Origin of the sequence: Bradyrhizobium yuanmingense, assembly GCF_029167105.1 — a bacterium.
Taxonomy (GTDB): domain Bacteria; phylum Pseudomonadota; class Alphaproteobacteria; order Rhizobiales; family Xanthobacteraceae; genus Bradyrhizobium; species Bradyrhizobium yuanmingense_A.
Genome location: NZ_JARFML010000008.1, coordinates 209,468 through 228,765, shown reverse-complemented (window position 1 = coordinate 228,765; position 19,298 = coordinate 209,468). Strand labels below are relative to the sequence as shown.

Annotated in this window: 16 protein-coding genes; 6 read left to right on the top strand and 10 right to left on the bottom strand. The window is 66.0% G+C overall.

Annotated features, from left to right (window positions below):
* The first annotated feature begins 31 nt into the window (after positions 1-31).
* Positions 32-1,573, top strand: coding sequence for a galactarate dehydratase (gene garD, locus P0R31_RS13270; RefSeq protein ID WP_275514457.1), 1,542 nt, complete (start codon positions 32-34; stop codon positions 1,571-1,573).
* A 60-nt stretch (positions 1,574-1,633) separates the two neighbouring features.
* Here garD and P0R31_RS13265 read toward each other — a convergent pair whose 3' ends face one another.
* Both P0R31_RS13265 and P0R31_RS13260 read right to left on the bottom strand, forming a co-directional pair.
* Positions 1,634-2,374, bottom strand: a complete 741-nt coding sequence (locus P0R31_RS13265; protein ID WP_275514456.1) for a hypothetical protein — start codon at positions 2,372-2,374, stop codon at positions 1,634-1,636.
* Positions 2,375-2,377: 3 nt separating this feature from the next.
* A complete protein-coding gene (locus tag P0R31_RS13260) occupies positions 2,378-3,265 on the bottom strand; it encodes a MipA/OmpV family protein (RefSeq protein ID WP_275514455.1) in 888 nt (295 codons plus the stop codon).
* Between the two features lie 355 nt (positions 3,266-3,620).
* Here P0R31_RS13260 and P0R31_RS13255 point away from each other — a divergent pair, with 355 nt between their 5' ends.
* From P0R31_RS13255 to P0R31_RS13245, 3 genes are all read left to right on the top strand, one after another.
* A complete protein-coding gene (locus tag P0R31_RS13255) occupies positions 3,621-4,301 on the top strand; it encodes a response regulator transcription factor (protein ID WP_275514454.1) in 681 nt (226 codons plus the stop codon).
* Positions 4,298-5,662: a sensor histidine kinase gene (locus P0R31_RS13250; RefSeq protein ID WP_275514453.1), complete on the top strand. Its 1,365-nt coding sequence runs from the start codon at positions 4,298-4,300 to the stop codon at positions 5,660-5,662. Before P0R31_RS13255 ends, P0R31_RS13250 begins: the two co-directional genes overlap by 4 nt.
* Before the next feature lie 193 nt (positions 5,663-5,855).
* Positions 5,856-6,125, top strand: coding sequence for a hypothetical protein (locus P0R31_RS13245; RefSeq protein WP_275514452.1), 270 nt, complete (start codon positions 5,856-5,858; stop codon positions 6,123-6,125).
* 58 nt (positions 6,126-6,183) lie between these two features.
* On the opposite strand, the gene P0R31_RS13240 is transcribed toward P0R31_RS13245, so the two are convergent.
* The 3 genes from P0R31_RS13240 to P0R31_RS13230 form a co-directional block, all read right to left on the bottom strand.
* Positions 6,184-6,537, bottom strand: coding sequence for a hypothetical protein (locus P0R31_RS13240; protein ID WP_275514451.1), 354 nt, complete (start codon positions 6,535-6,537; stop codon positions 6,184-6,186).
* Between the two features lie 263 nt (positions 6,538-6,800).
* Positions 6,801-7,394 (bottom strand): DUF2147 domain-containing protein, encoded by a 594-nt coding sequence (locus P0R31_RS13235; RefSeq protein WP_275514450.1) that lies wholly within the window; start codon positions 7,392-7,394, stop codon positions 6,801-6,803.
* A 173-nt stretch (positions 7,395-7,567) separates the two neighbouring features.
* Entirely contained in the window at positions 7,568-8,596 is a 1,029-nt protein-coding gene (locus P0R31_RS13230; protein ID WP_275514449.1) for an NAD(P)/FAD-dependent oxidoreductase, read from the bottom strand.
* 182 nt (positions 8,597-8,778) lie between these two features.
* On the opposite strand from P0R31_RS13230, the gene P0R31_RS13225 reads away from it, so the two are divergent.
* Positions 8,779-9,246 carry an acyl-CoA thioesterase gene (locus tag P0R31_RS13225; RefSeq protein ID WP_036030229.1) on the top strand — a complete coding sequence of 156 codons (468 nt, stop codon included), beginning with the start codon at positions 8,779-8,781 and terminating at the stop codon, positions 9,244-9,246.
* A gap of 130 nt (positions 9,247-9,376) precedes the next feature.
* Here P0R31_RS13225 and P0R31_RS13220 read toward each other — a convergent pair whose 3' ends face one another.
* A complete protein-coding gene (locus tag P0R31_RS13220) occupies positions 9,377-9,697 on the bottom strand; it encodes a 2Fe-2S iron-sulfur cluster-binding protein (protein WP_008143731.1) in 321 nt (106 codons plus the stop codon).
* A gap of 165 nt (positions 9,698-9,862) precedes the next feature.
* Complete coding sequence (locus P0R31_RS13215) at positions 9,863-10,237, bottom strand: Hpt domain-containing protein (protein ID WP_275514448.1); 375 nt, start codon at positions 10,235-10,237, stop codon at positions 9,863-9,865.
* Positions 10,238-10,633: 396 nt separating this feature from the next.
* On the opposite strand from P0R31_RS13215, the gene P0R31_RS13210 reads away from it, so the two are divergent.
* Positions 10,634-16,336, top strand: a complete 5,703-nt coding sequence (locus tag P0R31_RS13210) for an apolipoprotein A1/A4/E family protein (RefSeq protein ID WP_275514447.1) — start codon at positions 10,634-10,636, stop codon at positions 16,334-16,336.
* A 144-nt stretch (positions 16,337-16,480) separates the two neighbouring features.
* Here P0R31_RS13210 and P0R31_RS13205 read toward each other — a convergent pair whose 3' ends face one another.
* From P0R31_RS13205 to P0R31_RS13195, 3 genes are read right to left on the bottom strand one after another with little or no spacing between them, the layout of a single operon-like run.
* Positions 16,481-17,347: an MlaD family protein gene (locus tag P0R31_RS13205; RefSeq protein WP_057028765.1), complete on the bottom strand. Its 867-nt coding sequence runs from the start codon at positions 17,345-17,347 to the stop codon at positions 16,481-16,483.
* A 28-nt stretch (positions 17,348-17,375) separates the two neighbouring features.
* Positions 17,376-18,158: an ABC transporter ATP-binding protein gene (locus P0R31_RS13200; protein WP_271537463.1), complete on the bottom strand. Its 783-nt coding sequence runs from the start codon at positions 18,156-18,158 to the stop codon at positions 17,376-17,378.
* A 2-nt stretch (positions 18,159-18,160) separates the two neighbouring features.
* Positions 18,161-19,294, bottom strand: coding sequence for an MlaE family ABC transporter permease (locus tag P0R31_RS13195; protein WP_275514446.1), 1,134 nt, complete (start codon positions 19,292-19,294; stop codon positions 18,161-18,163).
* Positions 19,295-19,298: the final 4 nt, after the last annotated feature.

Genomic DNA, 19,298 nt, shown 5'->3' with positions numbered 1-19,298 from the left:
TAACCCACCCTACAAATCCCCGGAGTCCTCGATGGACCAGGACGTCGCCGCGAAAGAGCAGCCCCGCTACATCAAGCTCAACGAGCGCGACAATGTCGCGATCGTGGTCAATGATTTCGGTCTCCCCGCCGGCGCGCGCTTTGCCAGCGGCCTGACGCTGCGCGCCTTCGTGCCGCAGGGACACAAGACCGCGCTGGTCGACATCGCGGAAGGCGAACCGATCGTCCGCTATGGCGAGATCATCGGCTACGCGCTTTCGCCGATCCTGGCCGGCGAATGGGTGGACGAGGCGCGCATCCGCATGCCGGAGGCCCCTGCCCTCGACAAGCTCGAAATCTCGACCGCCGTCCCCGCCCCGCTACCGCCGCTCGAAGGCTTCACCTTCGAGGGCTACCGCAATCCGGATGGTTCGGTCGGCACCAAGAACATCCTCGGCATCTCTTCCTCCGTGCAATGCGTCAAGGGCACGATGGAATATGCGGTGAAGCGCATCCGCGCCGAGCTGCTGCCGAAATATCCGAACGTCGATGACGTCGTGCCGCTGACGCACGCCTATGGCTGCGGCGTCGCCATCACCGCGCCCGACGCGGTGGTGCCGATCCGCACCCTGCAGAACCTCGCGCTCAACCCGAATTTCGGCGGCGAGATCCTCGTTGTCGGCCTCGGCTGCGAGAAGCTCGCACCCGAACGCCTGGTGCCGGAAGGCGTGGGTGACGCCATCGTGCGCATGCAGGACGAGGCTTTCGACGGCTTTGGCGCCATCGTCGAGGCGATCATGACCCAGGCCGAGGCGCGGCTGAAGGTGCTCAACACCCGCAGGCGCGAGACCTGTCCGGCGTCCGATCTCGTGATCGGGCTGCAATGCGGCGGCAGCGATGCCTTCTCCGGCGTCACCGCCAATCCCGCCGTCGGCTTCGCCGCGGACCTCCTGGTGCGCGCCGGCGCGACCGTGATGTTCTCGGAGGTCACCGAGGTGCGCGACGCGATCCAGTTGCTCACGCGCCGCGCTATCAGCGAGGACGTCGGCCGCGCGCTGGTGCGCGAGATGGCCTGGTACGATTCCTATCTCGCCCGCGGCGGCGCCGACCGCAGCGCCAACACCACGCCCGGCAACAAGAAGGGCGGCCTTGCCAACATCGTGGAGAAATCGCTGGGCTCGATCGTCAAGTCGGGCTCGAGCGCGATTCAAGGCGTGCTCTCGCCCGGCGAGAAGGCGACGCAGAAGGGCATGCTGTTCGCCGCGACACCCGCTTCCGATTTCATCTGCGGCACGCTGCAGCTCGCCTCGGGCATGACGTTGCAAGTGTTCACCACCGGCCGCGGCACGCCCTATGGCCTTGCGGCAGCACCCGTGATCAAGGTCGCGACGCGCAGCGAGCTCGCGCGGCGCTGGAAGGACCTGATCGACTTCGATGCCGGCAAGATCGCAACCGGCGAAAAGACCATCGAGGAGACCGGCTGGGACCTGTTCCGCCTGATCCTCGACGTCGCCAGCGGCCGAACCAAACCCTGGTCGGACCGCTGGGGCATCCACAACGACCTCACGCTGTTCAATCCCGCGCCGGTGACCTAAAGCGTTTCCGAGCGAAGTGGGTCCCGGTTCGCGTCAAGAAAACGCGTCAAAACAGAACCGTCACTGTCCCTCGATCAAGTGCATGTCGCCCAGCGTGAGCGGCAGGCTTCGGACGATGAGGTTCGCGATCGCCGCACGCAGCCGTTCGCTCGAACCCGCGTCCTCGAACGTCGCTTCGATCGGTCCGCTCGGGCCGGCGATCCGCACCGTTCCAGTGTTGTCGAGCGGAGCGGCCGCCCTCTTCTCGATCACGTCGAACGACTTGCCCTCGATGATGCGAACCTCGTACAACGCGTGGATCAGTCCGTAATCCGCAAGCAGCGTCCGATATTCGGCGAACCCGACGCCCTCGACGTTGCGGCCGTTTCCAAGCTTCGATCTCGCCCGGGTGATGACGATATACGCGTCCAGTCCCTGCGGCGTGACATCGCTGCGAACCAGCTCCTTGAACGGGTCGCTCCGCAGCAGATTGACCGGGGCGACCGCCGAATCCCTGATCGCGGCGAAGGCCGCGCGCCGGTAGCTCACCGGCTGCACGTGAAACCGTCCGCCCAGCAGCTTCGTCGCCTGCTGGACGATCAGCTCGTCCAGCCCCCATGCGCTGATCGAGGCGGTCTGCGCGGCGTTGTCGAGCCCGGTCAGGCCGGCTCGCGTCAGGCTGATCTCCTCGCCGATCGCCGAGATGATGCCGACGGTCTTGATCGCCTGGAGCCGGCTCGCACGCGTCTCGAACGCCGCGGCGGCGCCGAGCCCGACGCAAGCGATCGCGCAGGCGAGAATTACGATGACCTTGACGCGCATGCTCTATCGAATCCTGAAATCGAACGAATAGGACGCACCGAGACCGACGGTGGTCTGGTTCGAGGATCCTCGCAGCTTCACCAGCGGGCTGTCCGCGGCATCGCCGAGCAGCTTCTCGTATTCGACATAGGCGTGAACCTCCCATTGCGGATTGATGCGATAGGAGATCTGGCTGCCGAAACCGACCGAATGCGCACCGCCCCTGGCATTGTAGGTCGGCAACCCCGATGCCAGTGCCTGCACGGCATCGACGCCGAAATACGGCGCAGTGGCATTGGTGCTCTTCCAGGTGAAGCGCGGGCCGGCCGAGATCGTCAGCCTTTGGATCAGCGGCACGATGACGTCGGCAGACACATCCGCGACGGTGCCGGTGTGACCGCCCATGCCCTGGCGCAACTCGCTGCGCAGGCGCAGCCAGTCGACCGGATAATACTCCACGAAGCCACCGAGCTCATAGGCGGCGTCGACATTGCCAAGGCCGGTCAGCTCGGCATATTTGTCGGCCTTCCTTGAGGCGACGTATTTGAACGCGGGGCCGGCGCGAAAATGGCCGATGTCGAGCAGCGCGATGCTGGTGCTGTCGCGCGGTCCGCGAAACTGGTCGACTGATCCGGCGCGGCGGACAGAGAAGATCGGGACCGGAGCAAACCTTCCGTTGTTCGATCCGGCGAACTCGGGCTTGTATTCGCCGCCGATGCCGACCATGACAGTCCAGTTTCCCGACGGCGAGGGCAGCATCGGCAGCTCCAATGGCGGCGCTGGCAGCGTGAACGCGGTCTGCGCCAACACCGATGGCGCCGTTGCCATGATTGCACCGAGTGCGGCGAGACAGGCGGACGTCCGCCGCACAATCGCCGTGAGGCGGAGAGCGGCTTCTTCGAAATCATTCATTGCGGGGCCCCGGACCGGCCTTGCAGGCCGAGTCGACTGTTGTGGTTAGGAGCCACAGCATCTGGTCCGGCAAAATTGCCCCAAGATTGCAAGGTGCGATCGGATGCTCCCCAGGGCCATGTCCGGCGCTGGCAGGCACGCCCGCCAGATCAACATTGCCCCAACATTGCACCGCCGCGATCACGCCCTCAAAAACGTGACGGGCCGTGCCCGCGAGCTCGCCCGGTCCTGCCTTTTATTCGCCAAGCTCGCCGCCTTTATGGGAACCCTCGCGCACGAGCCGAAGCGCCAGAGTTCGGCCAGGGAGCGTCACGGTCAGGGTTTTGTTGCCCCAGCAGAGTCAAGGACGACCCGCGTGCGCTCCCTCGTGATCGAAGACGAACCACAGATCGGCGCCTATGTCCGCCGGCTGCTCGGGCAATTGCACGGTATCGTCGACCTGGTCGGCTCGATCGCCGATGCGCGCCAGGCACTGAACAATTTCAAGTATGATCTGGCGATCGTCGACCGGATGCTGCCCGACGGAGATGCGCTCCAGGTGGTCACGGCGCTGAGCCAATCGGCGGAGCGGCCCGCGATCATCATGCTGACGTCCAAGGACGCCAAGGAGGACGTCGTCGAAGGGCTCAATGGCGGGGCCGACGACTATCTCGGCAAGCCATTCGAGCCGCAGGAGCTGCTTGCGCGCGTGCGCGCGGTGCTGCGCCGGCCGCGGCTGCTCGCCCCATCGGTGCTGTCGCTCGGCAACGTCGAGCTGCATCTCGGCAGCAACGAGGCGGTGGTCGCCGACACCAGGATCCTGCTGCGCCGGCGCGAGGCACTGATCCTGGGGGCGCTGCTGATGCGGCGCGACCGCGTCATCACCCGCGCCGCCCTGATCGAGGAGATCTACGGCTTCGACGACGAGATCGAGTCCAACACGCTCGAAGCCCAGGTCTCGCGCCTGCGCAAGAAACTGGCCGAGCTCGGCGGCGACGTCGAGATCCGCAGCATGCGGGGCATCGGCTACATCCTGCGGCTGGCAACGCCGCGATGAGGTCGATCGCCCGAACCTTTGCGCTGTCGCTCGGCATCGCCGCGACGACGATCTTCCTGGGCATGCTCGGCCTCTTCATCTGGCGCTACCCGACCGAGGAACGCGAGTTCAGGACGTGTCAGGTCGTGGCCGCCGTTCTCGATCGCGCGACGGTGATCGAAGGGCAAAAACTGACAATACGTTCGACTCCTGCCCTCGAGGAATTGAAGGGGGACAGCCCGAACCTCTGGTACGTCGTGTCCACGGGCGACCTGCTCAGCGAGTACGGCAGCGAACACCGGCCCCCCCTGCCCTTCGTGTTTCCCTACCACGGGCCCGTCGGTTCGTCCGTCTTCTACACGCTCGACCAGAAGAGCACCTTCTGTCTCTCCGCCGTGCAACGGGGCGCGTTGCGGATCGCGATGATGGTTGGCGAGCCTCAGGTCCGCTTTGGCCGGATTGCAAGGACTTTTCTCCTCCGCAGGGTCTTTTCGATCATCCTGGTGGCGCTGGCCTTTGCGGCAACCGTCGCCATCGGCTCGATGCTGACCGCACGTTTCGTCTCGCGCGGCATCGAGCGGGTCGCACGTCGCGCCCTCGCGATCGATCCCTCGGCGCCACAAGGTTTGATCTCGCTGTCCGAGGTCCCTCGCGAGTTGAAGCCGCTGGTCGAGGCGCTGAATCGCGCTTTCGGCGAGATCGACGCCTATATCAGGATGCAGCGCCGCTTCCTCGGCAATGCCGCCCATCAGCTCCGCACGCCCCTGACTCTGCTGCGCGCCAAGATCGAGGACGTGCCTGAGCCGGCCCTGAAGGCCGAGCTGGTGCGCGACGTCCGTCGGCTGACCTCGCTGGTCTCGGCTATGCTGGACCTGGCGCGATTGCAAAATCATGCGATCGAGAAGCGGCCGATCGATCTTGCCCAGATCACGCTGGATGTGCTGGCCGATTTCAGCCCCTCGGCGCTGGACGCCGGCATCGAGCTTGCGCTGGAGCACGACGGAAAAGGTCCATTCGTGGTGCAGGGCGTGGACGCTGCGATCCGCAGTGCACTCGCCAATCTCGTCGGCAACGCGCTCATCCACGCCCATGGCGCGCGGCGCGTCGTCGCCACGCTCGGCTGCGATGGCGTATCGATTCACGATGATGGCGCGGGCCTGCCCGATGGCGCCGAACACAGGCTGACCGAGCCGTTTCAGACCGGCAACGCCGCAGGTGAAGGCGCCGGCCTCGGCCTATCGATCGTCCGCGAGATCATGGCGGCCCATGGCGGAGAGTTGATCGTCGCTTCCGCGCCCGGCTGCGGCACGACGATGCGCCTGCGCTTTGCCGCGGTCGCCGCGCCGGCGAGATCTGCGCAGCTCGATCTGCAAGAGCATTGAGCGGTGCGCATCGGCCCCTTCCGCGAAACCGTCCGGAAACATTGGCGCGGGAAACGTCTTCCGCGTTTCGTCCTTTCGCATCAGGCAATCGATATCTGCGCGGAAGACAACGGGAATGTTCGCACACGAGCGAACCTGTTTCGCCATCGCGGCGACCAAACCTCCGATTGACATCTTCCACGGAGATTTTCCAATGCGTGTTCTCTCGATGATTGCCGTTGCCGGCGCCATGATCGCGAGCTCGACCGCCGCGTTCGCCAGCGAGCTTCCCTCCTACGAAGTGACGTCGTTTCCGATCACGACAACGCAAGTGCAGGTGCTCGGCGGCGCCGGCGTCCAGGAGCAGTCAGCGAACCCCGCGATGATCGTCGCCGGCATGCCGGCCTCGCCGGTGCAGGTCGCCGTGCTGTCGCCGCGGATCAAGCAGCTCGCAAGCGCGGGCTCGGAAAACCGGGCGCACTAAAGCTTCGCTTTGTCATCCCGGATTCGGCGCTTCGCGCCGACCGGGATGGCCTGCGCGTCTACGTCATGCTGCCCGGCATGAAGCAGCGCACGCGCGGATGGCCGTCGATATAGTGCTTCCACACCATGGTGCGGCCGATCTTGTTCGGGACGGTGATCACGGCGCCGTCAGGGACCACGACCCACTCGTCGTCGATGCGCACACGGTAGCGACCGCGATCGGACTCCCAATCGACGTCGGCGATGACGTAGCCGTCCGCATCCGAGCAGCATAGCCCGAACTCGCTACGCAGACTCTCGAACCAGGGTTTCAGGGGCGAGTTGGCGAAGCGGCCGTCGTCGCGCGCCAGCGCCGCATGCGTCAGAACCGTCAGCCCCAGCAGCAAGGCGGCACACTGTCTTGCAGGTTTCATGTGGTCTCCGCGGTCGAAGTGATCACCGCGGGGCAAACGCTGCCGTCCACCGTCCGCATGGTGCGCGGCAGGCGTGGAGACGGCGACTCGCTCCCCCAGCAGCTTTGCCGACAGCTATGCAAATCCAGCGCCAGCGCGCATTCCGGGGAACTACTGGAGCGAGTCCGAGGCGCATTCGCCATCGGCGAAGGTGGCCGCACAGGCTGGAGATCCTGCGCCAAAGCGAGAGCTATTGAGACCGCGCAGCGCGCGGCTTGCGCCCTTTACTGCTTTGCCGGCGCCATCATCGCGCCGCCCTTCTTCGCCGCGGGCGCCGGTTGCTTGGCGGCAGCAGCCTGCGCGGGCAAGTATTTTGCGACGATCGCCGGATCGACCTGCGCGATGTTGGCATCGGGCAGGCGCGTCCAGGTCTCGTCCTTGCCGAGCAGCGAGATGCCGAGATAGCCGCGCAGCGTCAGGGTCTGGCCGTCGGGGCTGACCCGCATGTTGGCCTTCCAGATCTGGCCGTCGCGCGGATTGAGCACGTTGCCGCCCTCGTACTTCAATCCTTCGCGCTTCATGTCGCGGACGAAGGAGATGCCGAGCACCCGAGCGTTCTTGCGATCGTCGGTGCACTTGGAGCAGACCTCGTTCGGGTCGTCGGTTGGCCGCGGGAAGGTCTTGGCGATCACGCCTTCGAAGATGCCGTTGCGATCGACGAAGAGGAACCATCCGACCGTCCTGCCGTCTTCGACCTTCTGCCAAAGGCCCGCCGCCGTGGGCTCGGCGGTCTGCGCCGCGCACGGCGTCACGACCGCGAGCGACAATGCGAGTGCGACGAAGGAGAGCAGCCGAAAGCTGGAAACGAAAGTCCGCATTGTCATCACCTTGCTGAGCCAATCACCTTTGCTGAGCCAAGACTTCGCAGAGCCAAACTGTGCTAAGCCAAAAACCTGGCCAAGCCTATGACCGGAATGGCCGCAGACTACGGCGATTTCGCGAACGGTTCCAGCACCAGAAACATGGGGCATCGCTGCCCCGAACGCTTCCGTCAGTTGACACCGAGCTTCTTTTGCAGGCTGGAGGACGAGGTCGTGTACTGGAACACGAGCCGCTTGTCCGGATAGACATAACGATGGGCTTTTTGCGACATCAGCGCGCCCTCGTGGAAGCCGCACAGGATCAACTTGATCTTGCCGGGATAGGTGTTGATGTCGCCGATGGCGAAGATGCCCGGAACATTGGTCTCGAACGCGGACGTCTCGACCGGCACCAGATTGTTCTCCAGCGCGATGCCCCAATTCGCGACCGGGCCGAGCTTCATGGTCAGCCCGAAGAACGGCAGCATGGTGTCGCAGGCGATTTCGGTGACGCTGTTGTCGTTGCCCTTGACGGTCGCGCCGGTGAGCTTTCCGTCAGCGCCGGAGAGCGCGGTGACCTGGCCGAGCCGCAGATCCATCTTGCCGCCGGCAACCAGCGCGCGCATCTGCTCGACACTATGGGGCGCGGCGCGAAACTCGTCGCGCCGATGCAGCAGCGTGATGCGCTTCGCAATCGGATGCAGATTGAGCGTCCAGTCGAGCGCGGAATCGCCGCCGCCGACGATCAGCACGCTCTTGTCGCGGAACGTCTCCATCTTGCGCACGGCGTAATGCACCGAGGTGCCTTCATAGGCCTCGATGCCCGGTACCGGCGGGCGCTTGGGCTGGAACGAGCCGCCGCCGGCCGCGATCACCACCACCTTGCATTCGAACACCTTGCCGGCATCCGTGGTGCAGCGAAACAAGGGATCGCCGATCTTGTCCACGGTCTCGACCATCTCGCCGAGATGGAAGGTCGGATGAAACGGCTTGATTTGCTCCATCAGCGCGTCGGTCAGCCCCTGCCCCGAAACCTGGGGAATGCCGGGAATGTCGTAAATCGGCTTTTCCGGATAGAGCTCGGCACACTGGCCGCCGACCTTGTCGAGGATGTCGACGAAATGCGCCTTCATATCGAGAAGGCCGAGCTCGAAGGCGGCGAACAGACCACACGGCCCGGCCCCAATAATCAGCACATCGGTTTTGATCACGTCGCTCATGTCGTCTCTTTATCGATCGTTATCGGTTGGACGGCGCCCGTCGGGCAGAGGTGACCCTGCCTGTCTAGCCAACGGGGATGGAACAGGAAAGGCATAAAAGCGGGATCGCCCCGCAGCCGCGCCCACTTGCCGGGCCAAAATAACTGGGCTGTAACGAGGATGGATATGACGGAGATCAATCGGTGAACGCACCAGCCCGCCTCGACACGACCCCGCGCCTTGAGGACTTTCCGTTTCGCCTCAGCGACAACGTCCGGTTCGGCGACCTAGACCCGAACCAGCACGTCAACAACGCGGTCTATGCCACATATTTCGAGACCGGCCGTGTCACGCTGATGAAGCTTCCCGAATACGGGCTGACCCCGCCGGGGCTCGCCTGGATCATGGTGCGGCTCGACATGCATTTTCGCGCCGAGCTGCACTGGCCCGGCTCGATCGAGCTCGGCCTCGGCGTGGTCAAGCTCGGGCGAACGTCGGTGACATTCGAGCAGGTCGTGTTCTCGAACGGCACGTGCATTGCGTCGGCGACGTCGGTCGGCGTCCTGCTCGACGAGGCGACGCGGCGACCGGCGCCGCTGACCGCAGAGGTGATCGAGAAGCTCAGACCCTGGCACAAGCGCGGCATCGAGGTCGCGCCGCCGAGCATTTAGAGCATGATCCGGAAAAGTGTGTAGCGGTTTTCCGAAAAGATCATGCTCAAACAATAACCTAAAGCGCGATGACGATTCATCCTAATCGCATCGCGCTTTAGTCGACTTGGACAGTCTGCTTGGAGACGGATCAGGCCTGGCGCTCGGGCGTCGCCACGACGAGGCCGTCGAGCTCGTCGGAGACCTTGATCTGGCAAGACAGGCGCGAATTCGGGCGCACGTCGAAGCCGAAGTCGAGCATGTCCTCTTCCATCGGCGTCGGGCTGCCGACCTTCTCGCGCCAGGCTTCGTCGACATAGACATGGCAGGTTGCGCAGGCGCAGGCGCCGCCGCATTCGGCCTCGATGCCGGGAATGCTGTTGCGGATTGCAGCTTCCATCACGGTTGCGCCGTTCTCGATTTCCACCGTGCGGGTTTCGCCCTTGTGGTCGACAAAGTGAATCTTGGCCATGTGTGCTCGTGCTGCCGCGGTGCTTTGAATGAAGGAGGGTCCCGGCTGTCCTATAACGGGTCGGTCAGCCCGGCGCCATAGCGTTTTGAAGCCAAGTGATTCCCGCTTTGCGGGAAGAAAACGCGTCAAAACAAGCGACTAGAGCCCGGCTCCGGCCGTATCGGCTCAACGCTTCAGCATCGCCGCGATGGCAGCGCGGGCCTCGGCCACCGCCTCTTTCAGCGCGGCGAAGGCGTGGGGCCGGCCATGGCCGGTCCGGATCGCAGTCTCTAGGCTGGCAGCGGCATCAGCGACCGCAAAGGCGCCGATCCCGCGCGCCGAGCCCTTGAGCTTGTGCGCGAGCGGGCCGGTCTCGGCCGGCAATGCGGTCATCGCCGCGAGCAGACGGGCCGCCTGCTCCGCGAACATGGCCAGCACTTCCTGCTCCAGCTCAGCGTCGCCGAGCGTCATTCGGGAGAGGTGATCGAGGTCGAGCGGGCTATCGATGGGCGCAAGCGGGGGCGAAGGCATCCAGTCCATCCCTTGCAGTTCAGGCGTCATGGCGCAGGCCCCGGCTTCGCGCGACGGCCGCCGGTCCGGCGGTCAGGTTCCCCTCACCCAAGCATGGAAATGGTTAACGAAATGTTTGGGGGATTTGACGCAGATCCGCCGGTTTATTGACGAAAAGTCGCCGCAATTGGCCGAGTCCGGTTGAGAATTGCGTTGATTGCTAAGGCGTTACGGCGCGAACCTGTTAACGATGATTAAGAATGTCTTAATCGCGGGCATTTCATTCGCGACGCTCTGCCAATAGGATGTTGCAGAAATTGGCGGACAAGCCGTCCGGGTGGGGACGGCTCGGAGATCCGCGCAAGCGGCATGATCCGGTCTGTGGGCTTGCGCCGCGCGCAGGGCTCGCGGGGGGACGCGTACAAGTAACGAGGGCTCGGACTGAACATGGCGAACACTCCGAAAAAGGTCAAAGACCCTACAGAAGTTGCGCTTTCTGCGATCCAGGAAGCCCTGAACATCAGCGACACGGCGGCCGATACCAGCCGCAACGCCGCAATGCGCAACGAAGCGGCGCCCCCGGTGCCGCCGGCTGCGCCCCCGATTTTCGACGAGCCGAGCTTCGAGCCACGCCCCGCCGCTAATGAGCGGTCGACCGTGTTCGACCCGGTCGAGGAGCCGCGCACCGCGCGCCGCGCCGCCAACGACGATCGCGAGACCATCGGCCAGCTGCTCCAGGCGCTGCAGAAGGGCCGCCCTGCCCGCAGCGTCTACACCTTCGCCACCATCTTCGCCGGCATCTGGCTCGCCGCCTGCGCCGCGCTGACCGTCGGCTTCCTGCCCTCGATCCAGGCCGCCATGGGCCAGAGCGGCGGCGTGCTCGTGATCGCCGGCCTCGTCGCGATGTTCTTCGCGCCGGTCATGCTGTTCTACTTCCTCGCGAGCCTGGTCTGGCGCGGCCAGGAAATGCGCATGATCGCGCAGGCGATGGCGCAGGTCGCGATCCGCTTCTCCGAGCCGGAAGGCTCGGCCTCCGATTCCATGGTCACCGTCGGCCAGGCCATCCGCCGCGAGGTCGCGGCGATGGGCGACGGCATCGAGCGCGCGATCGCGCGCGCCGGTGAGCTCGAGACGCTGGTCGCCAATGAGGTCGCCGCGCTCGAACGCGCCTATTCCGACAACGAGGTGCGCATCCGCGCTTTGCTGCAGGACATCGCGCATCAGCGCGACAATCTGGTCGGCCAGGCCGAGCAGGTCCGCAGCGCCATTTCCGGCGTGCAGATCGACCTGCGCCACGACATCGCGCTGATCTCGGACGCGATCGCCTCCCGCGTCGACGAGGTGGCCAAGTCGATCACCGGCGCTCTGGAAGAGCGCGGCGCCCACATCACCCAGGCGCTGAGCAATGCCGGCGACAACATGATCCTGGCGCTCGGCGAGCGCGGCGGCGACCTGCTCGACCGTCTCGAGGAGGCCAGCAACGAGACCACGCGCGCCGTGCTCGACGCCAGCGAGCGGCTGACCACCAGCCTCAACTTCAAGACCGGCCACGTCCACGACGAGTTCGTCGACCTCGCCGACCGCGTCCACGAGATGCTGAACGAGCGCATCGACCGCATCACCGGCGAGTTCGAGCAGCGTTCCGCCGCGATCGTCGACGGCATCTCCGAGCGCACCGAGCAGGTGCACGATTCCTTGAAGAACTCGTCGGACTCGCTGCTGCTCGAGCTCGAGCTGCGGTCCAACGACATCTCCGCCAAGATCGACGACGCCGGCAACCGTCTCGCCGGCCAGATCATGACGAGCGGTGACAAGGCCAGCGAGGCGCTCGACGCCACCGTCAACGCCCTGGTCGCCAAGGTCGTCAGCCAGACCGAGACCGCGCACGATTCGCTGTCGCTGCAGATGAGCGCGTTCGACGAGCTGGTGAGGAACCAGGGCACCGAGCTGGTCGAGAAGTTCGCCCGCGACTCCGGCACGCTGGGCGCGCTGATCACCCGCCACATCTCCGAATTCGACCGCACCGTGAAGACCTTCGGCGGCGAGATCGTCGAACGCATGGGCCAGCGCACGCAGGACATCGCCGAGACGCTGAAGACCTATGTCGACGATTTCGACACCCGCTTCACCTCGAACGGCGGCCAGATCACGGCGGTGCTCGACCAGCGCCTCGCGCAGTTCGAGACCACGATCGGCGAACGCGTCGGCAATATCGACGCCTCGCTGAACGGCAAGATCGCCAGCCTCGACGGCACCATCCAAGGCCACATCAGGACCTTCGACGAGCAGCTCGTCGGCCGCGTCGCCGCGCTCGAGCTGTCGTTCGACGGCCGCGCGAAGTCGATGACCGAAACCATCGACGGACGCATCAACACGCTGGCGACGTCGCTGACCGACGGTGCCGCGCAGGCGATCCAGTCGATCGACTCCCGCCTCACCTACCTCACGACGACGCTCACTAGCGGCGCAACGCAGGCCATCGAAACCATCGATGCGCGCCTCAACCACCTCACGAGTTCGCTGACCGACGGTGCATCGCAGACCATCCATTCGATCGATACCCGCCTGACGCATCTCACGACGACGCTCAGCGGCGGCGCGACGCAGGCGCTCGAATCCATCGATTCCCGCCTCACCTACCTGACCACCGCGGTGACGAACGGCGCCTCGCAGGCGGTGCAGTCGATCGATACGCGCCTGACGCTGCTCACCTCGACGCTCACCGACGGCACCGCGCAGGCGATCGAGGCGGTCGACCGCCGCATCACCGGCGTCACCGAGATCATCGACGGCCGCAGCATCCATCTGACCGACACGGTCACGGCACGCTTCCAGGAGATCCAGCAGGCCATCGAGACCAAGGTCGGCTCGGTCGCCAGCGACATCGACGTGCGCGTGGCGCAGTTCGAGGATCTGCTCGGCTCCCGCGTCGAGGCCGTGGCCGGCCGCATCGAAAGCAGCGGACGCCAAGCCAGCGAGGACATGATGTCCCGCGCCGAGATGATCTCGACCGCGATCCGCTCGCATGTCGAGGACGCCGAGCGCTCGCTCACCAACCTCGTCGTCAACACCAGCGAGACGATCCAGACCGGCGCGCGCACCGCCCAGCAGTCGCTGCTGACGGTCTCCTCCGACGTCAACGCCCAGCTCAAGATGACCTCCGCCGAGGTCGAGCAGGCGCTGACCGCGGTCGGCACCGGTGCGGCGAACTCGATCCTGACCAGCGCGCGCGAAGCGCAGTCGACGCTGGTTGCGGCCTCGGGCGAAGCCTCCAACCAGATCAAGGGGCTGGCGGCCGACGTCGAGCGCACGCTGTCGGCGGCGGGCTCCGCCACCGCGGCCTCGATCCTGGCCGGTGCCCGCGAGGTGCAGACCACCCTCGTCACCGCGTCCTCGGATGCGGCGAGCCAGGTCAAGACGCTCACCGCCGACGTGCAGCGCTCGCTGTCGATGGCCGGCACCGCCACGGCGGAGTCGATCACCGCCGGCGCCCGCGATGCGCAGAGCACGCTGATCGCGGCCTCGACCGAGACCGCAAACCAGATCAAGGCGCTGTCCTCGGACGTGCAGCGCTCGCTGACGATGGCGGGCACCTCGACGGCCGAGACCATCATGAGCGGCGCCCGCGAGGCCCAGAGCACGCTGGTGACGGCGTCCTCGGACGCGGCGAGCCAGGTCAAGTCGCTCGCAGCCGAAGTGCATCGCTCGCTTTCGCAGGTCGGCCAGACCACCGCCGAGACGATCACCACCAGCGCCCGCGACGCCCAGAGCACCCTTCTTGCTGTCTCCGCAGAACAAACCAGCCAGGTCCGTTCGCTCGCGGCCGAGATGCAGCGCGCGCTGGCGACGGCCGGCGGCGCCACCATCGAGGCCCTGACCAGCGGCGTGCGCGAGGCCCAGGGCACGCTGATCTCCGCCTCGACCGATGCGGCGGGCCAGATCAAGTCACTGACGACGGACATCGAGCGCACGCTGACCGCGGTCGGCGCCGACACCGCCTCGACCATCCTCAACAGCGCGCGTGAGGCCCAGATCTCGCTGACCTCGACCTCGGCCGACGCCGCGAGCCAGATCCGCACGATCTCGACCGAGATCGAGCGCACGCTGAGCGCGGCCGCGGCCAACGCGACCAACGACATCCAGACCAGCGCGCTCAACGCCCAGAACGCGCTGATCTCCGCCTCCAACGAGGCGAGCTCGCGCGTCAAGTCGAGCTCGGCCGACGTCGAGCGCTCGGTGCTCGCCGCCAGCTCCAGCTTCGGCCAGGCCATGACCGGCAAGACCGACGAGATCGTCACCTACGTGCAGCAGCAGGCCGACCGCCTGTCGAACATGATCGACGCCAAGCGCGGCGCACTGGTCGACGCGATCGGCTCGAAGACCAGCCAGCTTACGCTCGACATCGACCGCGTCACCTCCGACGCGCTGAAGTCGATCGAGACGCGCGGCCAGGCCTTCTCGCAGACCATGATGGGCAACGGCTCGGAAGTCGCCCGCACCATCAACGCAGCGAGCGAGGTCGCGACCAGCGCCGTCGGCAAGTCGCTCAAGGACCTCGAGCAGGCCTCGCGTTCCGCGATCGACCAGTCGCGCCAGGTCTCGATCGCGGCCGTCACGGAGATGCAGGAGACCAGCAAGATCCTGCGCACCGACACGGTTGCCCTGTTCGAGCGCCTGCGCGAAGGCAACATCCTGCTCCAGGAGGTGCTGACCGGTGCGCACGACAACCTCAACTCGCTCGAGCGGGCGCTGGTGACGCGCGTCGCCGACTTCGTCTCGGCGATGAACGACGTCACCTCGCGCAACGGCGCGGCGACGCAGAACCTGGAAGAGCAGCTCAACGTCTTCAACAGCAAGACCACGAAGGCGCTGCAGGATCTCGGCGAGCTGTCGGTCCAGTTCGACAAGCATGGCCAGGCGCTGGTCGAGGCCGCGCAGGTCGTCGAGCAGAGCAACAAGAACACCACCGCCTCGCTCGCCGAACGCAAGCAGGCGCTGGAATCGCTCGTCACCACGATCGACTTGCGCACGGCCGATCTCGACCAGCGGCTGTCGCGCTTCACCGGCCTGCTCGATGAATCGCTTGCCGCGGCCGAAGAGCGCGCCCGCGACATTGCCCGCGTCGTCGCCGAGACCGCCGGCGCCGGCTCGGCCGCGATCACCCGCCAGTTCGAGGCGGTGCGCGCTGCGTCCGAAGAGGAGCACCGGCAGACCATCGAGGCGATGCACGACATCTACCGCCAGACCACGGACGAGGCGGATACGATGTTCAAGCAGTCGACCGAGAAGTTCACCAACCTCGTCGCCAGCATGAAGCAGATGGCTTTCGAGATGCACAACGAGCTCGAAGCCACCCGCAACGAGCTGCGCCGCGGCGTACTCGAGATGCCGCAGGAGGCCGCCGAGAGCACGGCGCAGATGCGCAAGGTGATCGTCGACCAGATCGAGGCGCTCGCCGAGCTCAACCGCATCGTGGCCCAGCACGGCCGCGGGCTCGACGTCACCACGGCGGGCCGCGCCAGCGTGCAGCGCCAGGAAGAGCCGGTGCTGGCGGCCGTCGGCGGCCGGGCTCCCGAGACCCGCATGCGCGACATCGGCAGCGCCTCGACGCTGCCGCCGCCGGACCTCGGCATGCCGGCCGCGCGCCGCACCGAAGCGCCGCCGGTGGCGCCCGGTGGCAACGACCAGGGCCGTGACGGCTGGCTGTCGGACCTGCTCAACCGCACCGACGCCAATCAGGGCGCGCCGGCCGGTCAGGCTCCGCGCGGCCGCGCGGCACCCGCGCCGCAGCCGCAGGCGCCGCAGGCAAGCAGCAATCCGCTGGAATCGCTGTCGCTCGACATCGGCCGGCTGATGGACCGCAACCTCGCCGCCGAGATGTGGGACCGCTACCAGCGCGGCGAGAACAAGGCCTTCACCAAGCGCCTGTACACGCCCGCCGGCCAGAAGGCCTTCGACGAGGTCGCCCGCAAGTACCGCGCCGACCGCAACTTCAAGGGCACGGTCGACCGCTACGTCGCCGAGTTCGAGCGCCTGCTCGACGAAGTCGCCCGCGACGGCCGCGGTCCGCAGGAGCTGCGCAGCCACCTGATCTCGGAGACGGGCTTGGTCTACACCCTGCTCGCGCACGCGGCGGGCCGGCTGGGGTAGAGCGAAGCTCGCCAATGGCGAATAGCGAATAGCGAATGAAAACGGAGCCCTCGCGGGCTCCGTTTTTTGTTTGGGATCGATCCGTGAGGAAGGCTGTATACGCTACTCGCTATTCGCCACTCCCCATTCGCGCTTTCCTACCCCCTACCGCCTCGGCGCTGCCGCCGGCTTCGGCGGCTCCGGCGGCGGGGCGGGTTGCGATGAGTTGCTGGCGCCGAACAGCACGCGGGTCGGATTGCGGTCGAAATTGTTCACGGCGCGGCTGATGTCGCCGAGGGTGCGGCGGCCGTCGGCCATCAAGGCGCCGGAGCGCTTGTCGAAATCCTCGGCGAGCTCGCGGATCGACTTCACCGCCTGGAACAGCTCGCCGCCGTCTTTGCCGCCGGCCAGCGTGTTGAGGCCGAGCATGAGATTGTCGGCCTTGAGCATGACGCCGTCGACCTTGGCCATCACGGCGTCGATCTTCTCGGAATTGCGCGCCAGCGAATTGGTGAAGGTCTCGAGGTTCTTCAGCGAGTTCTTCACCGATTCCTGATTGTCGGCGACGATCTTGTTGACGTTCTGCAGCGTGGCGCGGATCGCCTCGGTGACGTCCTGGAGCTTGTTTGGGTCGGCCGTGAGCGTCGGGATGCCGTCCTGGTCGAGCGGCGGCGGGGCCGCGGCCTCCTCGCCGCCCTTGAGCGAGATCGCGGCAACGCCGGTGAGGCCCTGGAATTCGAGGCCGACCAGCGTGTCCTTGCGGATCGGGGCGTTGTTCTCGATCATCGCGAGTGCGACAACCCGCCGCGGGTTGTCCAGCTTCACCGAGACCACCTCGCCCACCCTGATACCGTTGAAATTGACGCTGCCGCCGTTGCGCAGGCCCGCCGCCGGCCCCTCGAACACGACGCGCAGGGGGCTGCGCTGCTTGGTGGTGTGCAGCGACTGAAACCACAGCACGAAGCCGATCGCGGCGGCGATCACCGCCAGCGTGAACGAGCCGATCAATATGTAATTCGCCCGCGTTTCCATCAGGTGCTCCGGCTACTCAACCCAGCTCTCAACCCATGACCGCGCGGGCGCGCTTGCCATGAAAATACTGCCTCAGCCAGGGATGCTGCGAGGCCTGCATGTCGGCGATCGACCCTGCCGCAATGATCTTACCGTTCCCTAAAACGGCGATGCGGTCACATGCTGTGTATAGGCTGTCGAGGTCGTGGGTTACCATGAAAACCGTCAGCCCCAAAGTGCGCTGGAGCGTCCTGACCAGTTCGTCGAAGTCGCCGGCGCCGATCGGGTCGAGGCCGGAGGTCGGCTCGTCCAGGAAGACGAGGTCGGGATCGAGCGACAGCGCACGCGCCAGCGCCACGCGCTTGATCATGCCGCCGGAGAGCTCGGACGGGAAACGCTCGGCGACCTCGGGCTTGAGGCCGACCATGGTGAGCTTGGCCATGGTGATCTCGTCCATCAGCCGCTGCGAGACGCGCAGATATTCGCGCATCGGAAACTGGATGTTCTGCCGCACGGTCAGCGAGGAGAACAGCGCGCCCTGCTGGAACAGGACGCCCCAGCGCCGCTCGACGTTGCGACGCTGCGACGCGCTCGATGAATCGAGATCAACGCCGAACACTTCGATGGAGCCCGCGACCTTCGGCACGAGGCCGATGATGGTGCGCGTCAGCACCGACTTGCCCGCGCCGGAGGGGCCGACGAAGCCCAGGATCTCGCCGCGCTTGACGTCGAGGTTGAGCCCGTCCAGCACGCGCGTGGCGCCGAACTGCACGGTGATGCCGCGGACGCGGATGATCGGATCCTGAATCTCGCTTTGAGTTTCTCTTGCCATCGTCACATCCCGATCGAGGCGAAGAAGATGGCGAAGATGCCGTCCATGACGATGACGAAGAAGATGCCTTTCACCACCGACGCGGTGGTGTGCTGACCCAGCGATTCCGCGCTGCCCTGCACGGCGAGCCCTTCGACGCAGGCGACGATGCCGATCACGGCGGCCATCACCGGCGCCTTGACGATGCCGACGATGAAATGGTCGATCGAGATGGCATCGCGCAGGCGCAGCAGGAAGGCCTCGGGCTGAACGCCGCCATAGAGCCAGGCCACCAGACCGCCGCCATAGAGCGCAGCCATGGCGCCGAGGAATGCGAGGATCGGCAGCGCCAGCACCAGCGCCATCATCCGCGGCAGCACCAGGACCTCGATCGGATCGAACCCCATGGTGCGCAGCGCGTCGATCTCCTCGCGCATCTTCATCGAGCCGAGCTCGGCGGTATAGGCGCTGCCGGAGCGGCCGGCGACCATGATCGCGACCAGCAGCACGCCGATCTCGCGCAGCACCAGCACGCCGAGCATGTCGACGACGAAGATGTCGGCGCCGAAGCGGCGGAAATGGAAGATGCCCTGTTGCGCGATGATGCAACCGATCAGGAAGGTGATCAGCACGATGATCGGCACCGCGCGCCAGCAGACCTGCTCCATGTGATGCACGGTCGAGGTCAGGCGGAACGAGCGCGGATGGATCAGAACACGAAACCACGCCGCGAGCACGGCGCCCAGCATGTCGACGAGGCCCGCCACCGTGCCGGCGACGCCGGCCACGGCCCGTCCGATCTGCTCCAGCATGCCGGAGATGGTGATCGGGTTGCTGTCGACCATGGCCGTCGCCCTGACCCGCCGCACCTCGTCCACGAGGCTGGAATAATTGGCGGAGAGGCCCGCGATCTGCGCTTCGACGGCACCTTGGGTCAGGCTGCGGCGCAGCCGCTCGATCAGCCAGGCGCCGAACGTGTCGAGCTTGGCGACCTCGGAGACGTCGATGAAGATCCTTTGCGGGGTGCCTGCGAGCTTCTCGGCCTCAGTCACCATCTGCTCCAGGACCGGCGCAAAGCTCGCGGTCCAGGTGCCGGTGGCGCACAGTGCCAGCGCGTTGCCCTTGGCAATCCGTTCCAGCTTCGGATCGCCACTCATGTCC